Consider the following 21,989-nt stretch of genomic DNA (forward strand, 5'->3'; position numbering starts at 1 on the left):
CGACGGTCCGGCCGTCCCAGTGCCCTCGTCGTCGCACGACAGGCTCTGAGCCAGGTCTGTCTCCGGGTGGGACCGAGTGCGCCGATGCGGTACCGCGGACGTGCCCGTGGCGCGGCCCCGGCTCGGCGGTTCGCTCCCGCAGGTGCCGGACACAGACAGGCCCGGCCCGCTCCTGGGAGCGAACCGGGCCTGTTGTCAGCGGTACTGACGACCGCTCAGGGAGAGGCCGGCGGATACAGCGCGCGCGGCAGCTGCGAGGCCGCCGCCGAATCCAGCAGCCACAGCGTGCGGCTGCGTCCGTACGCGCCCGCCGCCGGGGCCTGGATCTCCCCGGCGCCCGACAGTGCGATGGCCGCGGCCTCCGCCTTGTCCTCGCCCGCCGCGAGCAGCCACACCTCGCGCGCGGCCCGGATCGCGGGCAGCGTCAGCGAGATGCGGGTGGGTGGCGGCTTGGGAGCGCCGTGCACACCGACGACGGTGCGCTCGGTCTCCCGTACCGCGGGCAGCTCCGGGAAAAGCGACGCGACATGAGTGTCCGGGCCCACGCCCAGCATCAGCACATCGAACGTCGGGACCGGGCCGTGGTCCTCCGGGCGGGCCGCGCTGGCCAGTTCGGCGGCGTACGTGGCCGCAGCGGTGTCGGCGTCGTTGCCGCAGGGACCGTCCGAAGCGGGCATCGCATGGACCCGGGACGGGTCGAGCGGCACCGAGTCCAGCAGGGCCTCACGGGCCTGCGTGACATTGCGCTCCGGATCGCCGTCCGGCAGGAACCGCTCGTCGCCCCACCACAGGTCGAGCCGCGACCAGTCGATCGCGTCCCGGGCGGGCGCGGCGGCGAGCGCGGCCAGCAGGCCGTTGCCGTTGCGCCCACCGGTGAGGACCACCGAGGCGTAGCCGCGCGCGGCCTGGGCGTCCACGATCTTCGTGATCAGCCGGGCCGCGGCGGCCTGCGCCATCAGCTCCTTGTCGCGGTGCACGACAAGTTGAGGGGCACTCACTTCGCTGCCGCCCTCTTCGCCGCGGTCTTCTTCGCCGGGGTCGGGGCAGCGGCGGGCTCGGACGCCTTCGCTGCGGCGGGCTCGGGCGCTGCCGCGCCGGCCAGATTCTCCGCACCGAACTTCACCGTGGCCTCGTAGGTGTTGTCCGGGTCCAGACGGCGCAGCTCCTCGGCGAGCAGCTCGGCGGTCTCCCGCCGCTTGAGCGCCACCGCACGGTTCGGCTGCCCCTCCATGGAGAGCGTGGCCAGCGAACCGTCCGGGCGGTCCAGGATGATGGTGCCGTCCTTGGTCTCCATCCGTACGGCCGTCAGACCGGGACCGCCGGACACCGTGCGCTGCACCGGTACCTTGAGCCGGTCCGCGAGCCACATGGCGAGCAGCTCGCAGCTGGGGTTCTCCGACTCGCCCTCGACCGTCGCCGACAGCACCTCGACCGGCTTCTGGTCGAGCGCGGCCGCCAGCATCGAGCGCCATGGGGTGATGCGGGTCCAGGACAGATCCGTGTCTCCCGGGGTGTACGACTGGGCGCGCGCCGCGAGTTCGGCGCTCGGCTCCTCCGCCGAGTAGGCGTCCGTGATCCGGCGCTGGGCGAGCGCGCCCAGCGGGTCCTTCGCCGGGTCGGACGGCGCGTCCTCGGGCCACCACAGCACGACCGGGGCGTCCGGCAGCAGCAGCGGCAGGACCACCGACTGGGCGTGGTTGGCCAGTTCACCGTGGAGGCGCAGGACGATGGTCTCGCCGGAGCCCGAGTCGGAACCGACCCGTACCTCGGCGTCGAGCCGCGCGTCGCGCCGGCTGCGCGGCGAGCGGCTGACCCGCTTGATCACCGCGATGATCCGCGAGGGGTGCTCGCGGGAGGAATCGCTCGCCGCCTTGAGGGCGTCGTACGCGTTCTCCTCGTCGGTGACGATGACCAGGGTCAGCACCATGCCGATGGCCGGCGTGCCGACGGCACGCCGAGCCGACACCAGCGCCTGGTTGATCTTGCTGGAGGTGGTTTCCGTAAGGTCGATCTTCATGGCCGACGCCAGCTCCGTCCGTCTCGTGCGAGCATCTCGTCCGCCTCGGCCGGACCCCAGGTGCCCGCCGGGTACTGCGCGGGCTTGCCGTGCTTGTCCCAGTACTCCTCGATCGGGTCGAGGATGTTCCAGGAGAGCTCGACCTCCTGGTGGCGGGGGAAGAGGTTGGCGTCGCCCAGCAGCACATCGAGGATGAGCCGCTCGTACGCCTCCGGGCTGGACTCGGTGAAGGACTCGCCGTAGGCGAAGTCCATCGTGACGTCCCGGACTTCCATGGAGGTGCCGGGCACCTTGGAGCCGAACCGCACGGTCACGCCCTCGTCCGGCTGTACCCGGATGACCAGCGCGTTGCCGCCCAGTTCTTCCGTGGCCCCCGACTCGAACGGCAGGTACGGGGCGCGCTTGAAGACCACCGCGATCTCCGTGACCCGGCGGCCGAGCCGCTTTCCGGTACGCAGGTAGAACGGCACGCCCGCCCAGCGGCGGTTGTTGATCGTCAGCTTGATCGCGGCGAAGGTGTCGGTCTTCGACTTGGGGTCGATGCCGTCCTCCTCCAGATAGCCGAGGACCTCTTCGCCGCCCTGCCAGGCGTGGGCGTACTGGCCGCGCACGGTGTGCTTGCCCAGGTCCTCCGGCAGTTCGACCGCCGTGAGCACCTTGAGCTTCTCGGCGACCAGGGCCTTCGGGTGGAAGGAGCCGGGCTCCTCCATCGCGGTCAGCGCCAGCAGCTGCAGCAGGTGGTTCTGGATGACGTCACGGGCGGCGCCGATGCCGTCGTAGTAGCCGGCCCGGCCGCCGATGCCGATGTCCTCGGCCATCGTGATCTGGACGTGGTCGACGTAGCTCCGGTTCCAGATCGGCTCGAACATCGTGTTGGCGAACCGCAGCGCCAGGATGTTCTGGACCGTCTCCTTGCCCAGGTAGTGGTCGATCCGGAAGACCTCGTTGGGCGGGAACACGTCGTGCACGATCTGGTTGAGATCCTGGGCACTGGTGAGGTCGTGACCGAACGGCTTCTCGATGACGGCGCGCCGCCAGGAACCCTCCGTCTGGTCCGCCAGTCCGTGCTTCTTCAGCTGCTGGACGACCTTCGGGAAGAACTTCGGTGGCACGGACAGGTAGAAGGCGAAGTTGCCGCCCGTGCCCTGTTCCTTGTCGAGCTCCTCGATGGTGGCCTTGAGGGTTTCGAAGGCCTCGTCGTCGTCGAAGTTGCCCTGGACGAAGCGCATCCCCTGGATGAGCTGCTGCCAGACCTCCTCACGGAACGGCGTGCGGGCGTGCTGCTTGACGGCGTCGTGGACCTCCTGGGTGAAGTCCTCGTCATGCCACTCGCGGCGCGCGAAGCCGACGAGCGAGAAGCCCGGTGGCAGCAGGCCGCGATTGGCCAGGTCATAGACGGCAGGCATCAGCTTTTTGCGGGACAAATCGCCCGTGACGCCAAAGATGACCAGACCCGACGGCCCCGCGATACGCGGGAGCCGGCGGTCCTGGGCGTCACGGAGCGGGTTGGCTCCGGGAACACCAGACAATGTGGTCAGCCCTCCGAAGGAGCGAGGCGCTTGAGCTCCGCCTCGGTGGAGTTGAGCAGATCGATCCAGGACGCCTCGAACTTCTCGACGCCCTCGTCCTCGAGGAGCTGCACGACGTCGTCGTAGGAGATCCCGAGCTTCGCGACGGCGTCGAGCTCGGCCCTCGCCTGCTCGTAGGTGCCGGCGACGGTGTTGCCGGTGACCTGCCCGTGGTCGGCCGTGGCCTCCAGGGTTGCCTCGGGCATGGTGTTCACCGTGCCGGGGGCGACCAGGTCGACGACGTACAGCGTGTCCTTGTACGCGGGGTCCTTGACACCGGTGGAGGCCCACAGCGGACGCTGCTTGTTGGCCTGCGCCTTGTCCAGAGCCGCCCAGCGGTCGGAGGAGAAGACCTCCTCGTACGCCTGGTACGCCAGCCGGGCGTTGGCGAGCGCCGCCTTGCCCTTCAGCGCCTTGGCCTCGTCGGTGCCGATCGCGTCGAGGCGCTTGTCGATCTCGGAGTCCACACGGGACACGAAGAACGACGCCACCGAGTGGATCCTGGAGAGGTCCAGGCCGGCGGCCTGCGCCTTCTCCAGGCCGGCCAGGTAGGCGTTCATGACCTCGCGGTAGCGCTCCAGCGAGAAGATCAGCGTGACATTGACGCTGATGCCCTTGCCGATGACCTCGGTGATCGCCGGCAGACCGGCCTTCGTCGCCGGGATCTTGATGAGCGTGTTCGGCCGGTCGACCAGCCAGGCCAGCTGCTTGGCCTCGGCGATCGTGGCGTGGGTGTGGTGGGCCAGACGCGGGTCGACCTCGATGGAGACCCGGCCGTCCTGGCCGCCCGTGGCGTCGAAGACCGGGCGCAGGATGTCGGCGGCGTCGCGGACGTCCGCCGTCGTGATCATGCGGATGGCCTCGTCGACCGTGACCTTGCGGGTCGCCAGGTCGGTGAGCTGCTGCTCGTAACCCTCTCCGTGCGAGATCGCCTTCTGGAAGATGGACGGGTTGGTGGTGACGCCCACGACGTGCTGCTGGTCGATCAGCTCGGCGAGGTTGCCGGAGGTGATCCGCCTGCGCGACAGGTCATCGAGCCAGATCGCCACGCCCTCGTCGGAGAGGCGCTTGAGTGCGTCTGTCATGAGAATTGCATCTCCTACTAGTCGTATAACGGCGTCAGCGCGCGGCGGCGGCGAGAGATTCCCGCGCTGCGGCGGCAACGTGCGCACCGGTGAAACCGAACTCGCGGAAGAGGACCTTGGCGTCGGCCGAGGCGCCGAAGTGCTCCAGCGAGACGATCCGGCCGGCGTCTCCGACGTACCGGTACCAGGTCAGCCCGATGCCCGCCTCGACGGCGACGCGGGCCTTCACGGACGGCGGCAGAACACTGTCCTTGTACGCCTGGTCCTGCTCCTCGAACCACTCGACCGACGGCATCGAGACCACCCGGGTCGGGATGCCGGCCGCCTGCAGTTCCTCGCGCGCCTCGACGGCGAGGTGGACCTCGGAACCCGTGCCGATCAGGAGGACCTGCGGCGCTGTGTTCCGCCCTTCGGGCCCTTCGGCCTCGAACAGCACGTAGCCGCCCTTGGCCGCGTCCTCGTTCGCCTCGTACGTCGGCACGCCCTGACGGGTCAGCGCCAGGCCGTGCGGGGCGCCCTTGCCGAACACCTTGGTGTAGCGGCGCAGGATCTCGCGCCAGGCGACGGAGGTCTCGTTGGCGTCGGCCGGGCGGACGATGTTCAGGCCCGGGATGGCACGCAGCGAGGCCAGGTGCTCGACCGGCTGGTGGGTCGGGCCGTCCTCGCCGAGGCCGATCGAGTCGTGCGTCCACACATACGTCACCGGCAGGTGCATCAGCGCGGACAGCCGCACGGCGTTGCGCATGTAGTCGGAGAACACCAGGAAGGTGCCGCCGTAGATGCGGGTGTGGCCGTGCAGTGCGATGCCGTTCATGGCCGCGGCCATGGCGTGCTCGCGGATACCGAAGTGGATCGTGCGGCCGTACGGATCCGCGCCCGGCAGCGGGTTGCCCACCGGGAGGAACGACGACGTCTTGTCGATCGTCGTGTTGTTCGAGCCCGCGAGGTCGGCGGAGCCGCCCCACAGCTCGGGGATGATCTCGCCGAGAGCCTGGAGCACCTTGCCGGAGGCGGCGCGGGTGGCGACGCTCTTCCCCGGCTCGAAGACCGGAATGCTGTCCTCCCAGCCCTCCGGCAGCTCGCCCGCGGAGATCCGGTCGAACTCGGCGGCGCGCTCCGGGTTGGCGGTGCGCCACGCGGCGAACGTCTTCTCCCACTCGCCCTTGGCCTCGCGGCCGCGGTCCAGCGCCTCACGGGTGTGCGCGATGACCTCGTCGGAGACCTCGAAGGTCTTCTCCGGGTCGAAACCCAGGACCTTCTTGGTCGCCGCGACCTCGTCCTCGCCGAGCGCCGAGCCGTGCGAGGCCTCGGTGTTCTGGGCGTGCGGGGCCGGCCAGGCGATGATCGAGCGGGCCGCGATGAACGAGGGGCGCTCGGTCTCGGCCTTGGCCGCCTGGAGCGCCTGGTAGAGACCCGCGGGGTCCAGGTCGCCGTTCGGCAGCTGCTCGACGCGCTGGACGTGCCAGCCGTACGCCTCGTACCGCTTCAGGGTGTCCTCGGAGACCGCGGTCTCCGTGTCGCCCTCGATGGAGATGTGGTTGTCGTCCCACAGCAGGACCAGGTTGCCGAGCTTCTGGTGCCCGGCCAGCGAGGAGGCCTCCGCGGAGATGCCCTCCTGGAGGCAGCCGTCACCGGCGATGACCCAGACCATGTGGTCGAACGGGGAGGTGCCGGGGGCGGCCTCCGGGTCGAACAGGCCGCGCTCGTAGCGGGCGGCCATGGCCATGCCCACGGCATTGGCCACGCCCTGGCCCAGCGGGCCCGTCGTCGTCTCGACACCGGTGGTGTGGCCGTACTCCGGGTGACCGGGGGTCTTCGAGCCCCAGGTGCGGAACGCCTTGAGGTCATCGAGTTCCAGGCCGTACCCGGCGAGGTAGAGCTGGATGTAGAGGGTCAGGCTCGTGTGACCCGCCGAGAGCACGAACCGGTCGCGACCGGTCCAGTTCGCGTCGGCGGGGTCGTGCCGCATCACCTTCTGGAAGAGCGTGTACGCGGCGGGAGCGAGGCTCATCGCCGTACCCGGGTGGCCGTTTCCGACCTTCTGTACGGCGTCAGCGGCAAGGACGCGGACAGTGTCCACGGCCCGCTGGTCCAATTCGGTCCACTGGAGGTCTGTGGTGGTCGGCTTGGTGCTCACCCTGAGTCAGGGCTCCTCTCCACTGTTGTAAACCGGTGGCTGGTGACCGCACCGGGCGTCGTCGAGCCTACCCCTGACACAACACGCATTTTCCGGGTCCATTCCAGGGTGCGGGCGACCTGTGGAGTTCGCCTCCCGTATGAGCGCAGCGGCTCACTTCTGCGCTACTCCGATGAGCGCCACTCCTTACTTATGCGCTCATCGGACACCGTGCTTCTGCGCCACTCCAACACGACGCCACCCCCGCGAAGAACGGCCTGTCGTCAACGTCTACAGTGGTCTGGTTCGCGCAAGTCTTTACTGGGCCTTCACGTCCGGAGCTTGCTGGGATTTCTCTGTCAGGGGTGTGCGTGACGGCCGTCGAGTCCCGACCCGCAGGGGTCGCCTTGACTCCGAGCCCAGGGGGCCATCGCCCGTTCGGGGCCCGTATCAAGGCATTCGTGGCACTGACCAAGCCGCGGATCATCGAGCTGTTGCTGATCACCACTGTTCCGGTGATGTTCCTGGCCGCTCAGGGTGTGCCCGACCTGTGGCTCGTACTCACCACCACCATCGGGGGATATCTCTCCGCGGGTGGTGCCAATGCGCTCAACATGTACATCGACCGCGACATCGACGCGTTGATGGACCGTACGTCGCAGCGCCCGCTGGTCACCGGCATGGTGAGCCCGCGCGAGTGCCTGGCCTTCGGTATTGCCCTCGCGGTGATCTCGACGGTCTGGTTCGGGCTGCTCGTCAACTGGCTGTCGGCGGCACTGTCGCTGGGCGCGCTGCTCTTCTACGTCGTCGTCTACACGATGCTGCTGAAGCGGCGCACCGCGCAGAACATCGTCTGGGGCGGCATCGCGGGCTGCATGCCGGTCCTCATCGGCTGGTCCGCCGTGACCGACTCGATGTCCTGGGCCGCGGTCATCCTCTTCGCCGTCATCTTCTTCTGGACGCCGCCGCACTACTGGCCGCTGTCCATGAAGGTCAAGGACGACTACGCCCGTGTCGGCGTACCGATGCTCCCGGTCATCGCGTCCAACCGGGTGGTGGCCCGCCAGATCGTCATCTACAGCTGGGTGATGGTGGCCGTGTCGCTGCTGCTGACCCCGCTCGGCTACACCGGCTGGTTCTACACGGCTGTGGCGCTGCTGACCGGCGGGTTCTGGCTCTGGGAGGCGCACAGCCTGCAGAACCGGACGAAGGCCGGGGTGTCCGGTGCCAAGCTCAAGGAAATGCGACTGTTCCACTGGTCGATCACCTATGTGTCACTGCTGTTCGTCGCCGTCGCGGTCGACCCGTTCCTGCGCTGACACCGTTTCGTTCCTGCCGACGGGGGGGGGGGGGGGGGGGGGGGGGGGGGGGCCCCCCCCCGCGGGGGGGGGGGGGGGGGGGGGCCGCGGGGGGGGGGGGGGGGGGGGGCGGCGCCCCCCCCCCCCCCCCCCCCCCCCGTCGCCAGTTGATCTACCCATCGGTAGCATCCGTTGCATGGCAGACACGGCAGAGACCCAGCAGGTTGACGACAGGAAGCAGGCCGCCCGCGCGGAGCGCAGGGCAGCCAGGCTCGCCAAGCAGATCGGCGCCTTCGCCAAGGCGCACGGCGGCGCCGAGGGGCAGCTCGCCTACATCGGGCAGATGGGTACCCGCATCGTGCTGGTCGGCGAGGACGGCGCCTGGGGTGACCTGGTCGCACCCTCGTACGCGGTCGCCGAGAGTGCCACCACGAAGGCCGGGATCACCATGCACGAGTCCTTCGACGGCGAGTTCGCCGCCAAGGTCCGCACCGGCCCGTACGAGTGGACGCGGATGGCCGGGATCCAGGTCGGAGGCCCCTCCAACAAGGGCTGAGCCGCCGCGCGGGACGTCTCCGGGCGCATCCCACGGGGTCCTCCGCACCGAGCCGGTCGCCGACAGCTCGGGCACCCTCGAGAGCTTCCTCGCCAATCTCGCGGCGGCCGTGCACACCGCGGCCGCCTCCACCGTCGCCTTCATCTCCACCGCGGCCGTACGCCAGGGCCTGAACCCCGATCCGGGCCCGCCCGGACCGGGCGAGGTGCGCGGCGCGGCCGGACGGTGACCGGCCGGGCGGGAGGCGGAACGCCGAGCGGCACGGACCGGTGCCGACGGCCGCGCACGCCGTACGCGCCCCTGACGACCCGGTGCTGCTGCGGCATCTGGGGTGGACCGCGATCGCTCGCGGGCGCCCGCTGCAGCTGCGCACCACCGGCCCCGGTGGACGGCCGGATTCGCCGCCGCGACGGCCGGGCCCGGCAGCGGTCTCGTACTGCCGCACAACTGTCCGGGCGAACCGGCTGGACCGGCGGCCCTCGTAGCGGGCTGAGAGCCTGTCGGGCGACCTCTGATCGGGCGGACGTCACCCGACAGGCTCTCAGCCGGCGGCTGCGGGCTCCGGGGTCTGCGCGCTGGGGGCGGGCACCGGGGCGGTCGCCACCGGGCGCTCGCGCAGCGAGAGCAGCACCCGCACGACGGCGATCCACACCAGGCACGAACCGAGCATGTGCAGCCCGACCAGGATCTCCGGGGTGTCGGTGAAGTACTGCACGTACCCGATCACACCCTGCGCCATCAGCACCAGGAAGAGATCACGGGTGCGGCGCAGCGGACCGACCGGCGCGTCGACGGCCTTCAGTACGAACCAGAGCGCGACCGTCAGCGCCACCACGGCCCAGGCCAGGTCGGCGTGGAGCTGCGCGATCATCTTCCAGTCGAGCGGGATGCGGTGCACCTCGCTGGAGTCGCCCGCATGCCGTCCGGCACCCGTCACGACCGTACCGACGGCGATCAGCAGGCCGGCCGCGGTCACCAGCAGCCAGGTCAGCTGCGAGACCGCCTTGCCGACCAGCGGACGCGGCTCCGCGTCGCCCTCCCGAGCCCGCTGCCAGGTCACGACGGCGACCGTGAGCAGGGCGGTGGAGAGCAGGAAGTGCGCCGCGACGGTGTACGGGTTGAGGCCGACCAGCACGACGATGCCGCCGAGCACGGCGTTACCCATGACCACCCAGAACTGCGCCCAGCCGAGCCGGGTGAGGCTGCGCCGCCAGGGCTGCGCGGAGCGGGCCGTGATGATCGCCCAGCCGACCGCCGCGCACAGCACGTAGGTGAGCATCCGGTTGCCGAACTCGATGGCGCCGTGGATGCCCATCGCGCTCGTCGCCGTCAGGGACTCGTCGGTGCACTTGGGCCAGGTGGGGCAGCCGAGACCGGAGCCGGTCAGCCGCACCGCACCGCCGGTGACCACGATGACGACGGCCATCACGACGGCTGACATCGCCGCGCGACGGACCGTCCGGGGGGACGGGGTCCAGCGTTCGGCGATGTAGAGGAGCGGGTTCCGCGCGGCTTGAGCGATTTCGGCTCGGGTCAGCTTGGGCACGCGCACCATCGTAAGCGGCGGCTTGTGCAAGCTTTCACGAGGGGGACGAGTTACCTCGAAACGTCATGCCGTACGTTGCCGCGGGTCATTCCCAGCGGAAGAACTTTGCCGCCGCGCCCAGCCCGAGCACCGCCCAGACCGCGAGGATCCCGAGATCGCCCCACGGCATCGAGGCACCGTGCTGGAGCACGTCCCGCAGCCCGTCGGACAGGGCCGCGATCGGCAGCAGCCCCAGCACGGACTGCGCCGCGTCCGGAAACCTGTCCAGCGGCACGATGACCCCGCCGCCGACCAGCAGCAGCAGAAAGACGAGGTTGGCGGCGGCGAGCGTCGCCTCCGCCTTCAGCGTCCCGGACATCAGCAGGCCGAGCCCGGAGAACGCGGCGGTGCCGAGCGCGAGCAGCAGCAGGACGGCGAGCGGGTTGCCGTGCGGCGACCAGCCCAGCGCGAACGCGATCACCGTCAGCAGCACGACCTGCAGCACCTCGGTGACCAGTACTGCGAGGGTCTTCGCGGTCATCAGCCCCCAGCGGGGCAGCGGTGAGGCACCGAGGCGCTTGAGCACGCCGTACCGCCGCTCGAAGCCGGTCGCGATGGCCTGGCCGGTGAAGGCGGTGGACATCACGGCGAGCGCGAGAATGCCCGGCGCCAGGAAGTCGACGGACCTGCCCGCGCCGGTGTCCACGATGTCGACGGCGCTGAACAGCACCAGCAGCAGCGTCGGAATGATCACCGTCAGGAGCAGCTGCTCGCCGTTGCGCAGCAGCATCCGCGTCTCCAGCGCGGTCTGCGCACCGATCATGCGGGGCAGCGGGGCGGCACCGGGCCGCGGGGCGTACGTACCGGCGCTCATGCGCGCAGCTCCTTGCCGGTCAGTTCCAGGAAGACGTCCTCCAGGGTGTGACGCTCGACGGAGATGCCCTCGGGCATCACGCCGTGCTGCGCGCACCAGGAGGTGACGGTGGCCAGCAGTTGTGGGCCGACCTGGCCGGTGATGCGGTACGTGCCGGTGGTGGGCTCGGCCGCCTGCGTGCCGTCGGGCAGCGCCTTCAGCAGCGAGCCGAGGTCGAGACCGGGGCGGCCGGTGAAGCGCAGGGTGTTCTCGGCGCCGCCGCGGCACAGCAGGTCCGGGCTGCCCTGGGCGATGACCCGGCCCGCGTCGATGATGGCGACATCGTCGGCGAGCGCCTCGGCCTCGTCCATGAAGTGGGTGGTGAGGACGACCGATACGCCGTCGGCGCGCAGTTCCCGTACGAGATCCCAGGTGGAGCGGCGGGCCTGCGGGTCGAGGCCCGCGGTCGGCTCGTCCAGGAACACCAGCTCGGGACGGCCGACGACGGCCATCGCCAGGGCGAGGCGCTGCTGCTGGCCGCCGGAGAGCCGGCGGTACGTCGTCCGGCCGCAGCTGCCGAGACCGAGACGCTCGATCAGCGCGTCGACGTCGAGCGGATGGGCGTGCAGCTTCGCCATGTGGCGGAGCATCTCGTCGGCGCGCGCTCCGGAGTAGACGCCACCCGACTGCAGCATCACCCCGATCCGGGGGCGGAGCTCCGCGGCGTCGGCGACCGGGTCGAGGCCGAGGACGCGTACGGTTCCGGCGTCGGGGCGGCGGTAGCCCTCGCAGGTCTCGATGGTGGTGGTCTTGCCGGCGCCGTTGGGGCCGAGGACGGCGGTGACCGCGCCGGTGCGTACGCCCAGGTCGAGGCCGTTCACCGCGGTCTTGGTGCCGTACCGCTTCACCAGGCCACGGATCTGCACGACCGGCTCGTTCTTCATGGCCGGTAAGTCTAGGCAGCGGCCCGGCGGGCAAGTCTCCGGGGGCCGGATTAGGTAACCCTTAGTGACGAACTCCACCGTTGATCGTTTCGGACCGTGGTTGTCAGGGCCGGAGGAATTACGCAACAATGGCGTTGTGAAATACCAGGGCGAGGCTCGGCAGGAGGAACTCGCGACTGGGGAGCGCTCGACGCGCAACCGGGTCGCGCGCTCCATCCTGGACCATGGCCCGTCCACCGTCGCCGACCTGGCGAAGCGGCTCGGACTGACTCAGGCCGCCGTCCGCCGCCATCTGGACGCCCTCCTCTCCGACAATGTCGTCGAGGCCCGCGAGCAGCGGGTGTACGGGGCGCGGACCCGCGGCCGCCCGGCCAAGGTGTTCGCTCTGACCGACTGCGGCCGGGACGCCTTCGACCAGTCCTACGACAAGCTTGCCGCCGACGCTCTTCGCTGGATCGCCGAGACCGCGGGCGACGAAGCGGTCGCCGTCTTCGCCCGTGCCAGGACCGCTGCCCAGTCAGTGGCCTACCGCAAGGCGGTCGAGGCCGCGGACCCCGAGGAGCGCACCGAGGCGCTGGCCAAGGCCTTGTCCGCCGACGGGTACGCTGCTACGGCGCGCAGCGCGCCGGGCCCCCGACAGGGCGAGCAGTTGTGCCAGCACCACTGCCCGGTCGCCCATGTCGCCGAACAGTTCCCGCAGCTGTGCGAGGCGGAGACGGAAATCTTCTCCAGCCTGCTCGGGACCCATGTGCAGCGTCTGGCCACCATCGCCCACGGCGACGGGGTGTGCACGACGTTCGTACCGCGCGGCGGACCCCCAACCGCACAGACCACCACATCAGCATCTGCAAGCACGGCCGGGAGGAACCCCGCATGACGCTCCCCACGGAGACTGCCCACCCTGAGCTCGAGGGTCTGGGTACGTACGAATTCGGCTGGGCCGACTCCGACGCGGCAGGCGCGGCGGCCAAGCGCGGCCTCTCCGAGGCTGTCGTACGTGACATCTCGGCGAAGAAGAACGAGCCCGAGTGGATGCTGAAGCTCCGCCTCAAGGGCCTGCGGCTGTTCGACAAGAAGCCCCTGCCGAACTGGGGCTCGGACCTGTCGGGCATCGACTTCGACAACATCAAGTACTTCGTGCGGTCCACCGAGAAGCAGGCGGAGTCCTGGGAGGACCTGCCCGAGGACATCAAGAACACGTACGACAAGCTCGGCATCCCGGAGGCGGAGAAGCAGCGCCTGGTCGCCGGTGTCGCCGCGCAGTACGAGTCCGAGGTCGTCTACCACCAGATCCGTGAGGACCTGGAGGAGCAGGGCGTCATCTTCCTCGACACGGACACCGCGCTGAAGGAGCACCCGGAGCTCTTCAAGGAGTACTTCGGCACCGTCATCCCGGTCGGCGACAACAAGTTCGCCTCGCTGAACTCGGCCGTGTGGTCCGGTGGCTCGTTCATCTACGTGCCGAAGGGTGTCCACGTCGACATCCCGCTGCAGGCCTACTTCCGTATCAACACGGAGAACATGGGCCAGTTCGAGCGGACGCTGATCATCGTCGACGAGGACGCCTACGTCCACTACGTCGAGGGCTGCACCGCGCCGATCTACTCCTCGGACTCGCTGCACTCCGCCGTTGTCGAGATCATCGTGAAGAAGGGCGGCCGCTGCCGCTACACGACGATCCAGAACTGGTCGAACAACGTCTACAACCTGGTCACCAAGCGCGCCGTGGCGTACGAGGGCGCGACCATGGAGTGGGTCGACGGCAACATCGGCTCCAAGGTCACCATGAAGTACCCGGCCGTCTACCTGATGGGCGAGCACGCCAAGGGCGAGACGCTCTCCATCGCCTTCGCCGGCGAGGGTCAGCACCAGGACGCCGGATCCAAGATGGTCCACATGGCGCCGAACACCTCCTCCAACATCGTCTCCAAGTCGGTGGCGCGAGGCGGCGGCCGTACCTCGTACCGCGGCCTGGTCGAGATCGGCGAGGGCGCCGCGGGCTCCAAGTCCAACGTGCTGTGCGACGCGCTCCTGGTCGACACGATCTCCCGCTCCGACACGTACCCGTACGTGGACGTCCGTGAGGACGATGTGTCCATGGGTCACGAGGCCACTGTCTCCAAGGTCTCCGAGGACCAGCTCTTCTACCTGATGAGCCGCGGTCTGACCGAGTTCGAGGCCATGGCCATGATCGTGCGCGGCTTCGTCGAGCCGATCGCGCGCGAGCTGCCCATGGAGTACGCGCTTGAGCTCAACCGGCTGATCGAGCTGCAGATGGAGGGTTCGGTCGGCTAGCACAGCCTGACGACCGAATCCCCCGACTTTTGACAGAGAAAGCGAGCACTACGACAGCCATGGCTGAGGCTCAGAACATTCCGGCGGGGTCCACCACCACCGGGTCCATCGCGGTGGCCGCCGAGTCGACCGTCGCCACGCGCATGAGTGCGCCCCCGTCCTACGACGTCGCGGACTTCCCGGTCCCGCACGGCCGCGAGGAGGAGTGGCGGTTCACGCCGCTGGAGCGACTGCGCGGCCTGCACGACGGCACGGCCGTCGCGACCGGTGGCGCCGTCAAGGTCGAGGTCGACGTCCCCGAGGGCGTCACCGTCGAGACCGTCGGCCGCGACGACGCGCGGCTCGGCCGGGCGGGCACCCCGGTGGACCGCGTCGCCGCCCAGGCGTACTCGTCCTTCGAGAAGGCCTCGGTCATCACGGTCGACAAGGAGGCCGTGCTCGCCGAGCCGATCCGGATCGCGGTGCACGGCGAGGGCGGCGTGGCCTACGCCCACCAGGTCATCGAGCTGGGAGCCTTCGCCGAGGCCGTGGTCGTCATCGACCACACCGGTGACGCGGTCCTCGGGGGCAACGTCGACTACGTCCTCGGTGACGGTGCGAAGCTGACCGTCGTCTCCGTCCAGGACTGGGACGACACCGCCGTCCACGCCGCTCAGCACAACGCGCTGATCGGCCGGGACGCCACCTTCAAGTCGATCGTCGTCACCTTCGGCGGCGACCTGGTCCGCCTCCACCCGCGGGTCTCCTACGCGGGCACCGGCGGCGAGGCGGAGCTCTTCGGGCTGTACTTCACCGACAGGAGCCAGCACCAGGAGCACCGTCTCTTCGTCGACCACAACACCCCGCACTGCAAGTCCAACGCCGTCTACAAGGGCGCGCTCCAGGGCGACGGCGCGCACGCGGTGTGGATCGGTGACGTGCTCATCCAGGCCAAGGCCGAGGGCACCGACACCTACGAGATGAACCGCAACCTCGTCCTCACGGACGGCGCGCGGGTCGACTCGGTGCCGAACCTGGAGATCGAGACCGGCGAGATCGTCGGCGCCGGTCACGCCTCCGCGACCGGCCGCTTCGACGACGAGCAGCTCTTCTACCTGATGTCCCGAGGCATCCCGGCCGAGGAGGCCCGCCGGCTCGTCGTGCGCGGCTTCTTCGCCGAGCTGGTCCAGCAGATCGGTCTGCCGGACGTCGAGGCCCGTCTGCTCGACAAGATCGAGGCCGAGCTGAAGGCTTCCGTCTGATGGCCTTCGTCAGAGTCTGTGCGCTGAGCGAGCTGGAAGAGGACACCCCGAAGCGGGTGGAACTCGACGGAACGCCGGTCTCTCTCGTCCGTACCGAGGGGGAGGTGTTCGCGATCAACGACATCTGCTCGCACGCGAACGTCTCACTGTCCGAGGGAGAGGTCGAGGACTGCATGATCGAGTGCTGGCTGCACGGCTCCAGTTTCGACCTGCGCACCGGCAAGCCGTCCGGCCTTCCCGCGACGCGCCCCGTCCCCGTATACCCCGTCAAGATCGAAGGGGACGATGTGCTCGTCTCCGTCACCCAGGAGTCCTGAGTCACCCATGGCAACGCTTGAAATCCGCGACCTGCACGTCTCCGTCGAGGCCGACAACGCCACGAAGGAGATCCTCAAGGGCGTCGACCTGATCGTGAAGCAGGGCGAGACGCACGCCATCATGGGCCCCAACGGGTCCGGCAAGTCGACCCTCGCGTACTCCCTCGCAGGTCACCCCAAGTACACGATCACCAGCGGCACGGTGACCCTGGACGGCGAGGACGTCCTCGCCATGACCGTCGACGAGCGCGCCCGCGCCGGCCTGTTCCTGGCCATGCAGTACCCGGTCGAGGTTCCCGGTGTCTCGGTCTCCAACTTCCTGCGTACCTCCGCCACCGCCGTCCGCGGCGAGGCGCCCAAGCTGCGTACGTGGGTGAAGGAGGTCAAGGAGACGATGGCCGACCTCCAGATGGACCCCGCCTTCGCCGAGCGCAACGTCAACGAGGGCTTCTCCGGCGGTGAGAAGAAGCGTCACGAAATCCTTCAGCTGGAGCTTCTCAAGCCGAAGGTCGCGATCCTCGACGAGACCGACTCCGGCCTCGACGTCGACGCCCTGCGCGTCGTCTCCGAGGGCGTCAACCGGGTGCGCGAGACCGGCGAGGTCGGCACGCTGCTGATCACGCACTACACGCGGATCCTCCGTTACATCAAGCCCGACTTCGTGCACGTCTTCGCCAACGGCCGTATTGCCGAGTCCGGCGGCGCCGAGCTCGCCGACAAGCTGGAGAACGAGGGCTACGAGGCATATGTGAAGGGTGGCGCTTCCGCGTGACACAGCTGCCGGGCCTCCTCGACACCGAGGCGATCCGCAAGGACTTCCCCCTGCTGGATCGTACGGTCCACGACGGGAAGAAGATCGTTTACCTGGACAGTGCGGCGACGTCGCAGAAGCCGCGCCAGGTCCTCGACGCACTCAGCGAGTACTACGAGCGGCACAACGCCAATGTCCACCGCGGCGTGTACACGATCGCGGAGGAGGCCACGGCGCTGTATGAAGGCGCCCGCGACAAGGTCGCCGCCTTCATCAACGCGCCGAGCCGCAACGAGGTGATCTTCACCAAGAACGCCTCGGAGTCGCTCAACCTCGTGGCCAACATGCTCGGCTGGGCCGACGAGCCCTACCGGGTGGACCACGAGACCGAGATCGTCACCACGGAGATGGAGCACCACTCCAACATCGTGCCGTGGCAGCTGCTCGCGCAGCGCACCGGTGCGAAGCTGAAGTGGTTCGGCATCACCGACGACGGCCGCCTCGACCTGTCGAACATAGATGAGATCATCACGGAGAAGACGAAGATCGTCACCTTCACGCTGGTCTCCAACATCATGGGCACGATCAACCCGGTCGAGAAGATCGTCCGCCGCGCCCAGCAGGTCGGTGCGCTGGTCTGCATCGACGCGTCGCAGGCCGCCCCGCACATGGTGCTCGACGTGCAGGCGCTGCAGGCCGACTTCGTGGCCTTCACGGGCCATAAGATGGTCGGCCCGACCGGCATCGGCGTGCTCTGGGGACGGCAGGAGCTCCTGGAGGACCTGCCGCCGTTCCTCGGTGGCGGCGAGATGATCGAGACCGTGTCGATGCACTCGTCGACATACGCGCCGGCGCCGCACAAGTTCGAGGCGGGTACGCCCCCGATCGCGCAGGCCGTCGGCCTCGGCGCAGCCGTGGACTACCTCTCGGCGATCGGCATGGACAAGATCTTCCGGCATGAGCACGCGATCACCGAGTACGCGGTGAAGCGCCTCCTGGAGGTCCCGGACCTGAGGATCATCGGACCGTCCACCGCGGAGGACCGCGGCGCCACGATCTCCTTCACGCTCGGCGACATCCACCCGCACGACGTGGGCCAGGTCCTCGACGAGCAGGGCATCGCGGTCCGCGTCGGACACCACTGCGCACGGCCGGTCTGCCTGCGCTACGGAATTCCTGCGACGACGCGAGCGTCGTTCTATCTGTACTCCACGCCCGCCGAGGTCGACGCCCTGGTGGACGGTCTGGAGCACGTACGGAACTTCTTCGGCTGAGGGTTGACTGGTGAAGCTTGATTCGATGTACCAGGAAGTGATCCTGGACCACTACAAGCACCCCCACGGGCGCGGTCTGCGGGACGGCGACGCCGAGGTGCACCACGTCAACCCGACGTGCGGAGACGAGATCACGCTCCGGGTGAAGTACGACGGCGAGACCATCGCCGATGTGTCGTACGAGGGCCAGGGCTGTTCCATCAGTCAGGCCAGCGCCTCCGTGATGAACGAGCTGCTGGTCGGCAAGGAGCTGGGCGAGGCGCAGAAGATCCAGGAGACCTTCCTGGAGCTGATGCAGTCGAAGGGCCAGCTCGAGCCGGACGACGCGATGGAGGAGGTGCTGGAGGACGCGGTCGCGTTCGCCGGTGTCTCGAAGTACCCGGCCCGGGTCAAGTGCGCGCTGCTGAGCTGGATGGCGTGGAAGGACGCGACGGCGAAGGCGCTGTCCGAAGGGAACATGGCATGAGCGATCACGGTACGCCAGAAGTACTGACCACCAAGCCGGCCTCCGAGGAGGAGGTCCGCGAGGCGCTGTACGACGTCGTCGACCCCGAGTTGGGCATCGATGTCGTCAACCTGGGCCTGATCTACGGCATCCACATCGACGACGCGAACATCGCCACCCTCGACATGACCCTGACGTCCGCGGCCTGCCCGCTGACCGATGTCATCGAGGACCAGGCGAAGTCCGCGACCGACGGCCTTGTCAACGAGCTGCGGATCAACTGGGTCTGGATGCCGCCGTGGGGCCCGGACAAGATCACGGACGACGGACGCGAGCAGCTGCGCGCGCTCGGCTTCAACGTCTGATCCTCTGCGCTTCCGAACGGCCTCCGGCTCGAGCCGGAGGCCGTTCGGCGTTGTTCGTCCGCCGGTTGCGACTCCCGCTCCGTCTGGTACACCGTCAACGGTCGGCGGACCAGCGCGGCTTCGCGATGAGGTGTGGCGGACGGCCATGACCGCCGGGCAGACCATCGTCGACGCCCACGATCTGCCGTCTCAGGCCCGGTTCTGGTGCCGGGTGCTCGACGCGGCGGCTGCTTCGGCGAGGACCGGGCCCAGGTTCTCGTTGCGCATCCGCCGGTCCACGTACAGCAGCCCGATCACCAGCTGCGGGAACGTCGCCGAGACGAGCTGGCCGACCAGCTGGCCCAGGAGCATGGCCACCAGGTAGCCGCTCACGGCGACGATGACGGCCGCGACGCTCGGGTCCGAGTCCATGCTCGCTGTGCTGAGCATGCCCGGGAACAGGCCGAGGAACGAGAACGGCGTCTGGATGATGTAGCTCGCCACCGCCGCCATGATCAGCGCCAGCAGTGAGATGCCGAAGATCCGCCACCAGTCGCCGCGCACCAGCTGCGAGGAGCGGCGCAGCGCCGAGATCGGGCTCTGTCCCTCGAAGACGGCGGCGGAAGGGGCCAGGGAGAACTTCACCCAGAGCCAGGCCGCCAGCGGGAACGTCGCCAGGGCGCCGAGGAAGCTGAACGGGATCAGTGCCGCGGCGCCGGACCCGGCATCCAGGGTGACGGCCGCGACGACGGCGGACACCATGGTGACCATCATGAAGACCAGTGGGATCAAGGTGATCAGTCCGGTCAGGATCACCGTGCCGATGACCGCCGGTACGCGGGCCCAGGCCCGGCGCCAGATGATGCCGAACGTGGTCCGCCGCCCCAGGACGGCGTCCTGCAGGACCGCCGGTACGGTCGCGTACATCATGGCGGTGCCGATCATGAGCGACAGAAGGGCGACCAGCCAGACGGCACCGAAGGCGATCACCAGCGGGGTGATGTCCTCCGTGGGCGCGCTCTCCTCGGCGGAGAGCGCGACGACCCGGTGCAGATGGTCGCTGACGGCGGAGTACGCGATCGCGACCGCCGCGCCGACCACGACGACGGCCCCGCCGTACACGGCCGCACCGATGCCGAAGAGCTGCTTCCAGTAGCGGCCCATCGTGGAGAACGCGCCGCTGAGGATGTCCCCGAGGCTCAGCGGCGCGAGCGGTATCACCCCTGGCTTCGGCGGCGGCATCCAGCCGCCCCATCCCGGCGGTCCGGGGGGTCCTCCGTACGGCGCTCCTCCGTACGGCGGGCCCCCGGGCCCGCCGCCCCACCCTGCGTCCTGCGCCACTGCTGCTCCGTTGTGTCGGGGTCCATGTGCTGGTCGGGACACGGTAGCGCTCCTGGTGGGGCAGTGGATCTCTTCTGCGCACCACGTTATGTGTACGGGCGTACGCAACGATGCGTACACTCGTACACATGGGATACGGACTGCTGGCCGCGGCCATTGCGGCGGAGGTGGCCGGGACGACGGCCATGAAGTACAGCGAGGGCTTCACCCGGCTCTGGCCCTCGCTCATCACCGTCCTCGGCTATCTGCTTGCCTTCTCGCTGCTCGCACAGACCCTGAAGACGGTGTCCATGGGCACCGCCTATGCCATCTGGGCCGGGATCGGCACGGCGGCGGTCGCCACCATAGGGGTCCTCTTCATGGGCGAGTCCGGAAACCTGGTCAAGATGGCAGGCATCGCGCTGATCATCGCCGGTGTGGTCGTGCTCAACCTGGGCGGAGCGCACTGATGATCCGTCGGTACGACCCCGAGCGGCGCGGCCGCATCATCGATGCGGCGATCCGGGTGGTCGGTACCAAGGGCATCGCGGGGCTCAGTCACCGTTCCGTCGCCGCGGAGGCGGATGTACCGCTCGGCTCGACGACGTATCACTTCGCCTCGCTCGACGAGCTGCTGGTCGCCGCGCTGCGCCGCTCGAACGAGAATTTCTCCCGGGCCATGCGGGAGAGCGAGGCCCTCCTCGCCCCGGACGCCGATCTCGCCGAGGCGCTGGCCCGGCTGCTGGGGGAGTGGTTCTCCGGCGGCCGCGGGCGCCTGGAGCTGGAGTACGAGCTCTACCTCGCGGCGCTGCGCCGACCCGTGCTGCAGCCGGTCGCCGCCGAGTGGACGGATGTCACCGCCGAGTTGCTGGCCGGGCGCACCGACCCGGCCACCGCGCGGGCACTGATCGCGCTGATGGACGGGATCTGTCTGCAGGTGCTGCTGACGGGCGGGAGCTACGACGCGGCGTACGCGCGGGAGATGCTGGCGCGCATCATCGGCTGACCGCGTCGGCCGCCCCGGGGCGGCCGACGGGTCCGGCCCGGGCGGCCGTCGGGATGTCAGCGGCGGACCGCCGCCAGGGCCGCCTGCACGCTCGCCGCGATGTCCGTGATCGGATACAGCGCCTCGCGGACCGTCCGGTCCCGGTCCACCACCAGGGTCAGCCGCTTCAGCCGGCTGACTCCCGCCGCCCGGAACGTGGGCAGTCGCAGCGCCGCCGCCAGCTCCAGTTCCGCGTCGGACAGCAGCGGGAAGCGCAGCCCCTCCGCGTCCGCGAACGCCCGCTGCTCGTCGGGGCGTTGGGTGGACACTCCGTGCACCGTCGCCCCCGCCGCGGTGAACTCGGCCAACTGGTCGCGGTACGTGCAGGATTCGAGGGTGCAGCCGCGCGCGCCCGGGATCTCGGCCCAGCCCGGCGGGTAGGCGTCCCGGCGGGCGTACGCGCCGGGGAAGCAGTACAGGACGGTGTACGGGGCGCCGGCGACCGGATCGCGCAACACGCCTTCGTAGTCGAGGAGTTGCAGCTCCGGCAGACGGGTGCCCACCAGGGCGCGCACCCGCGCCGCCTCCCTGGACGCCTCCGCGGCCGTCGCCATCGTCTCCCCGTCTCCCATCACCCAGGTGTCGCCCCAGTCCTGGAGCGCGATCAGTACCGGCAACAGCGCGCGGCCGCGCGGGGTGAGCCGGTACTCGTACCGGACGGGGCGGTCCTGGTACGGATCCCGGGACAGCACGCCCGCGTCCACCAGCATCCGAAGCCGTTCGGTGAGCACCTTGCGGGACATGCCCAGCTCGTGCTGGAGCGCGTCGAAGCGGTGCACCCCGCGCGCGGTGTCGCGCACGATCAGCAGGGTCCACCAGTCGCCGACGACATCGAGGGCCTGGGCGATCGCACAGTCGGCGTCGGACAGGCTGGTGCGCTGCGGCATGACTTCGTCTTCTTCCGTTCTTGTTCGCGCCGAGGCCACCCCCTACCGGATTGACCCGCAGAAAGCATGCTGTCATAGTCAGTTCCCAAAAGGAACTCGCTGGGGGAG

Annotated in this window: 22 protein-coding genes; 12 read left to right on the plus strand and 10 right to left on the minus strand. The window is 69.4% G+C overall.

The genetic code is table 11. From position 1 onward, the window contains the following. Positions 1–215: 215 nt before the first annotated feature. The 5 genes from pgl to tkt are packed head-to-tail and all read right to left on the minus strand — an operon-like array spanning position 216 to position 6,807. A complete protein-coding gene (gene pgl, locus ACIBB8_RS02980; protein ID WP_398948656.1) occupies positions 216–998 on the minus strand; it encodes a 6-phosphogluconolactonase in 783 nt (260 codons plus the stop codon). Next, positions 995–2,017 carry a glucose-6-phosphate dehydrogenase assembly protein OpcA gene (gene opcA / locus ACIBB8_RS02985; RefSeq protein WP_398948658.1) on the minus strand — a complete coding sequence of 341 codons (1,023 nt, stop codon included), beginning with the start codon at positions 2,015–2,017 and terminating at the stop codon, positions 995–997. The genes pgl and opcA overlap by 4 nt, the downstream gene beginning before the upstream one ends. Continuing rightward, a complete protein-coding gene (zwf, locus tag ACIBB8_RS02990) occupies positions 2,014–3,546 on the minus strand; it encodes a glucose-6-phosphate dehydrogenase (protein ID WP_398948660.1) in 1,533 nt (510 codons plus the stop codon). Before zwf ends, opcA begins: the two co-directional genes overlap by 4 nt. A gap of 5 nt (positions 3,547–3,551) precedes the next feature. Further along, a complete protein-coding gene (gene tal / locus ACIBB8_RS02995) occupies positions 3,552–4,670 on the minus strand; it encodes a transaldolase (protein WP_398948661.1) in 1,119 nt (372 codons plus the stop codon). Positions 4,671–4,704: 34 nt separating this feature from the next. After that, entirely contained in the window at positions 4,705–6,807 is a 2,103-nt protein-coding gene (tkt, locus tag ACIBB8_RS03000) for a transketolase (RefSeq protein WP_398948662.1), read from the minus strand. Positions 6,808–7,151: 344 nt separating this feature from the next. Between tkt and ACIBB8_RS03005 the strand changes: the two genes are divergently transcribed. Both ACIBB8_RS03005 and ACIBB8_RS03010 read left to right on the plus strand, forming a co-directional pair. After that, positions 7,152–8,105, plus strand: a complete 954-nt coding sequence (locus ACIBB8_RS03005; protein WP_398948663.1) for a heme o synthase — start codon at positions 7,152–7,154, stop codon at positions 8,103–8,105. A gap of 175 nt (positions 8,106–8,280) precedes the next feature. Next, complete coding sequence (locus ACIBB8_RS03010; RefSeq protein ID WP_398948664.1) at positions 8,281–8,640, plus strand: hypothetical protein; 360 nt, start codon at positions 8,281–8,283, stop codon at positions 8,638–8,640. Between the two features lie 541 nt (positions 8,641–9,181). Here the strand turns inward: ACIBB8_RS03010 and ACIBB8_RS03015 are convergent. From ACIBB8_RS03015 to ACIBB8_RS03025, 3 genes are all read right to left on the minus strand, one after another. Further along, on the minus strand, positions 9,182–10,195 hold the full coding sequence (locus ACIBB8_RS03015) for a heme A synthase (protein ID WP_398948665.1): 1,014 nt from the start codon (positions 10,193–10,195) through the stop codon (positions 9,182–9,184). 76 nt (positions 10,196–10,271) lie between these two features. Further along, positions 10,272–11,039, minus strand: coding sequence for an ABC transporter permease (locus ACIBB8_RS03020; protein WP_398948666.1), 768 nt, complete (start codon positions 11,037–11,039; stop codon positions 10,272–10,274). Next, a complete protein-coding gene (locus ACIBB8_RS03025; RefSeq protein WP_398948667.1) occupies positions 11,036–11,962 on the minus strand; it encodes an ABC transporter ATP-binding protein in 927 nt (308 codons plus the stop codon). Before ACIBB8_RS03025 ends, ACIBB8_RS03020 begins: the two co-directional genes overlap by 4 nt. 136 nt (positions 11,963–12,098) lie before the next feature. Here ACIBB8_RS03025 and ACIBB8_RS03030 point away from each other — a divergent pair, with 136 nt between their 5' ends. Genes ACIBB8_RS03030 through ACIBB8_RS03065 form a run of 8 tightly spaced genes read left to right on the plus strand, consistent with a single transcriptional unit; the run spans position 12,099 to position 18,650 of the window. After that, entirely contained in the window at positions 12,099–12,839 is a 741-nt protein-coding gene (locus ACIBB8_RS03030; protein WP_398948668.1) for a helix-turn-helix transcriptional regulator, read from the plus strand. Next, entirely contained in the window at positions 12,836–14,257 is a 1,422-nt protein-coding gene (gene sufB, locus ACIBB8_RS03035) for a Fe-S cluster assembly protein SufB (RefSeq protein WP_345514753.1), read from the plus strand. Before ACIBB8_RS03030 ends, sufB begins: the two co-directional genes overlap by 4 nt. Before the next feature lie 59 nt (positions 14,258–14,316). Next, on the plus strand, positions 14,317–15,498 hold the full coding sequence (gene sufD / locus ACIBB8_RS03040) for a Fe-S cluster assembly protein SufD (protein ID WP_398948669.1): 1,182 nt from the start codon (positions 14,317–14,319) through the stop codon (positions 15,496–15,498). Next, positions 15,498–15,815, plus strand: coding sequence for a bifunctional 3-phenylpropionate/cinnamic acid dioxygenase ferredoxin subunit (locus ACIBB8_RS03045; RefSeq protein WP_358860180.1), 318 nt, complete (start codon positions 15,498–15,500; stop codon positions 15,813–15,815). The genes sufD and ACIBB8_RS03045 overlap by 1 nt, the downstream gene beginning before the upstream one ends. Positions 15,816–15,822: 7 nt before the next feature. Next, complete coding sequence (gene sufC / locus ACIBB8_RS03050; protein ID WP_037691717.1) at positions 15,823–16,587, plus strand: Fe-S cluster assembly ATPase SufC; 765 nt, start codon at positions 15,823–15,825, stop codon at positions 16,585–16,587. Next, positions 16,584–17,840: a cysteine desulfurase gene (locus ACIBB8_RS03055; RefSeq protein WP_398948670.1), complete on the plus strand. Its 1,257-nt coding sequence runs from the start codon at positions 16,584–16,586 to the stop codon at positions 17,838–17,840. The genes sufC and ACIBB8_RS03055 overlap by 4 nt, the downstream gene beginning before the upstream one ends. 10 nt (positions 17,841–17,850) lie before the next feature. Continuing rightward, positions 17,851–18,306, plus strand: coding sequence for a Fe-S cluster assembly sulfur transfer protein SufU (sufU, locus tag ACIBB8_RS03060; RefSeq protein ID WP_358860178.1), 456 nt, complete (start codon positions 17,851–17,853; stop codon positions 18,304–18,306). Beyond that, the gene (locus ACIBB8_RS03065; protein WP_037691711.1) at positions 18,303–18,650 is read left to right on the plus strand and encodes a metal-sulfur cluster assembly factor; all 348 of its coding nucleotides are present in this window, start codon (positions 18,303–18,305) and stop codon (positions 18,648–18,650) included. Before sufU ends, ACIBB8_RS03065 begins: the two co-directional genes overlap by 4 nt. Positions 18,651–18,839: 189 nt before the next feature. On the opposite strand, the gene ACIBB8_RS03070 is transcribed toward ACIBB8_RS03065, so the two are convergent. After that, positions 18,840–19,871, minus strand: coding sequence for a hypothetical protein (locus tag ACIBB8_RS03070; RefSeq protein ID WP_398948672.1), 1,032 nt, complete (start codon positions 19,869–19,871; stop codon positions 18,840–18,842). Between the two features lie 227 nt (positions 19,872–20,098). Here ACIBB8_RS03070 and ACIBB8_RS03075 point away from each other — a divergent pair, with 227 nt between their 5' ends. Further along, positions 20,099–20,419: a DMT family transporter gene (locus ACIBB8_RS03075; protein WP_398948673.1), complete on the plus strand. Its 321-nt coding sequence runs from the start codon at positions 20,099–20,101 to the stop codon at positions 20,417–20,419. After that, positions 20,419–20,955: a TetR family transcriptional regulator gene (locus ACIBB8_RS03080; RefSeq protein ID WP_366692925.1), complete on the plus strand. Its 537-nt coding sequence runs from the start codon at positions 20,419–20,421 to the stop codon at positions 20,953–20,955. Before ACIBB8_RS03075 ends, ACIBB8_RS03080 begins: the two co-directional genes overlap by 1 nt. Before the next feature lie 56 nt (positions 20,956–21,011). Here ACIBB8_RS03080 and ACIBB8_RS03085 read toward each other — a convergent pair whose 3' ends face one another. After that, positions 21,012–21,881, minus strand: coding sequence for a winged helix-turn-helix transcriptional regulator (locus ACIBB8_RS03085; RefSeq protein WP_398948674.1), 870 nt, complete (start codon positions 21,879–21,881; stop codon positions 21,012–21,014). Positions 21,882–21,989 lie beyond the last annotated feature (108 nt).

Source organism: Streptomyces sp. NPDC051286, from assembly GCF_044455345.1.
Lineage (GTDB): Bacteria > Actinomycetota > Actinomycetes > Streptomycetales > Streptomycetaceae > Streptomyces.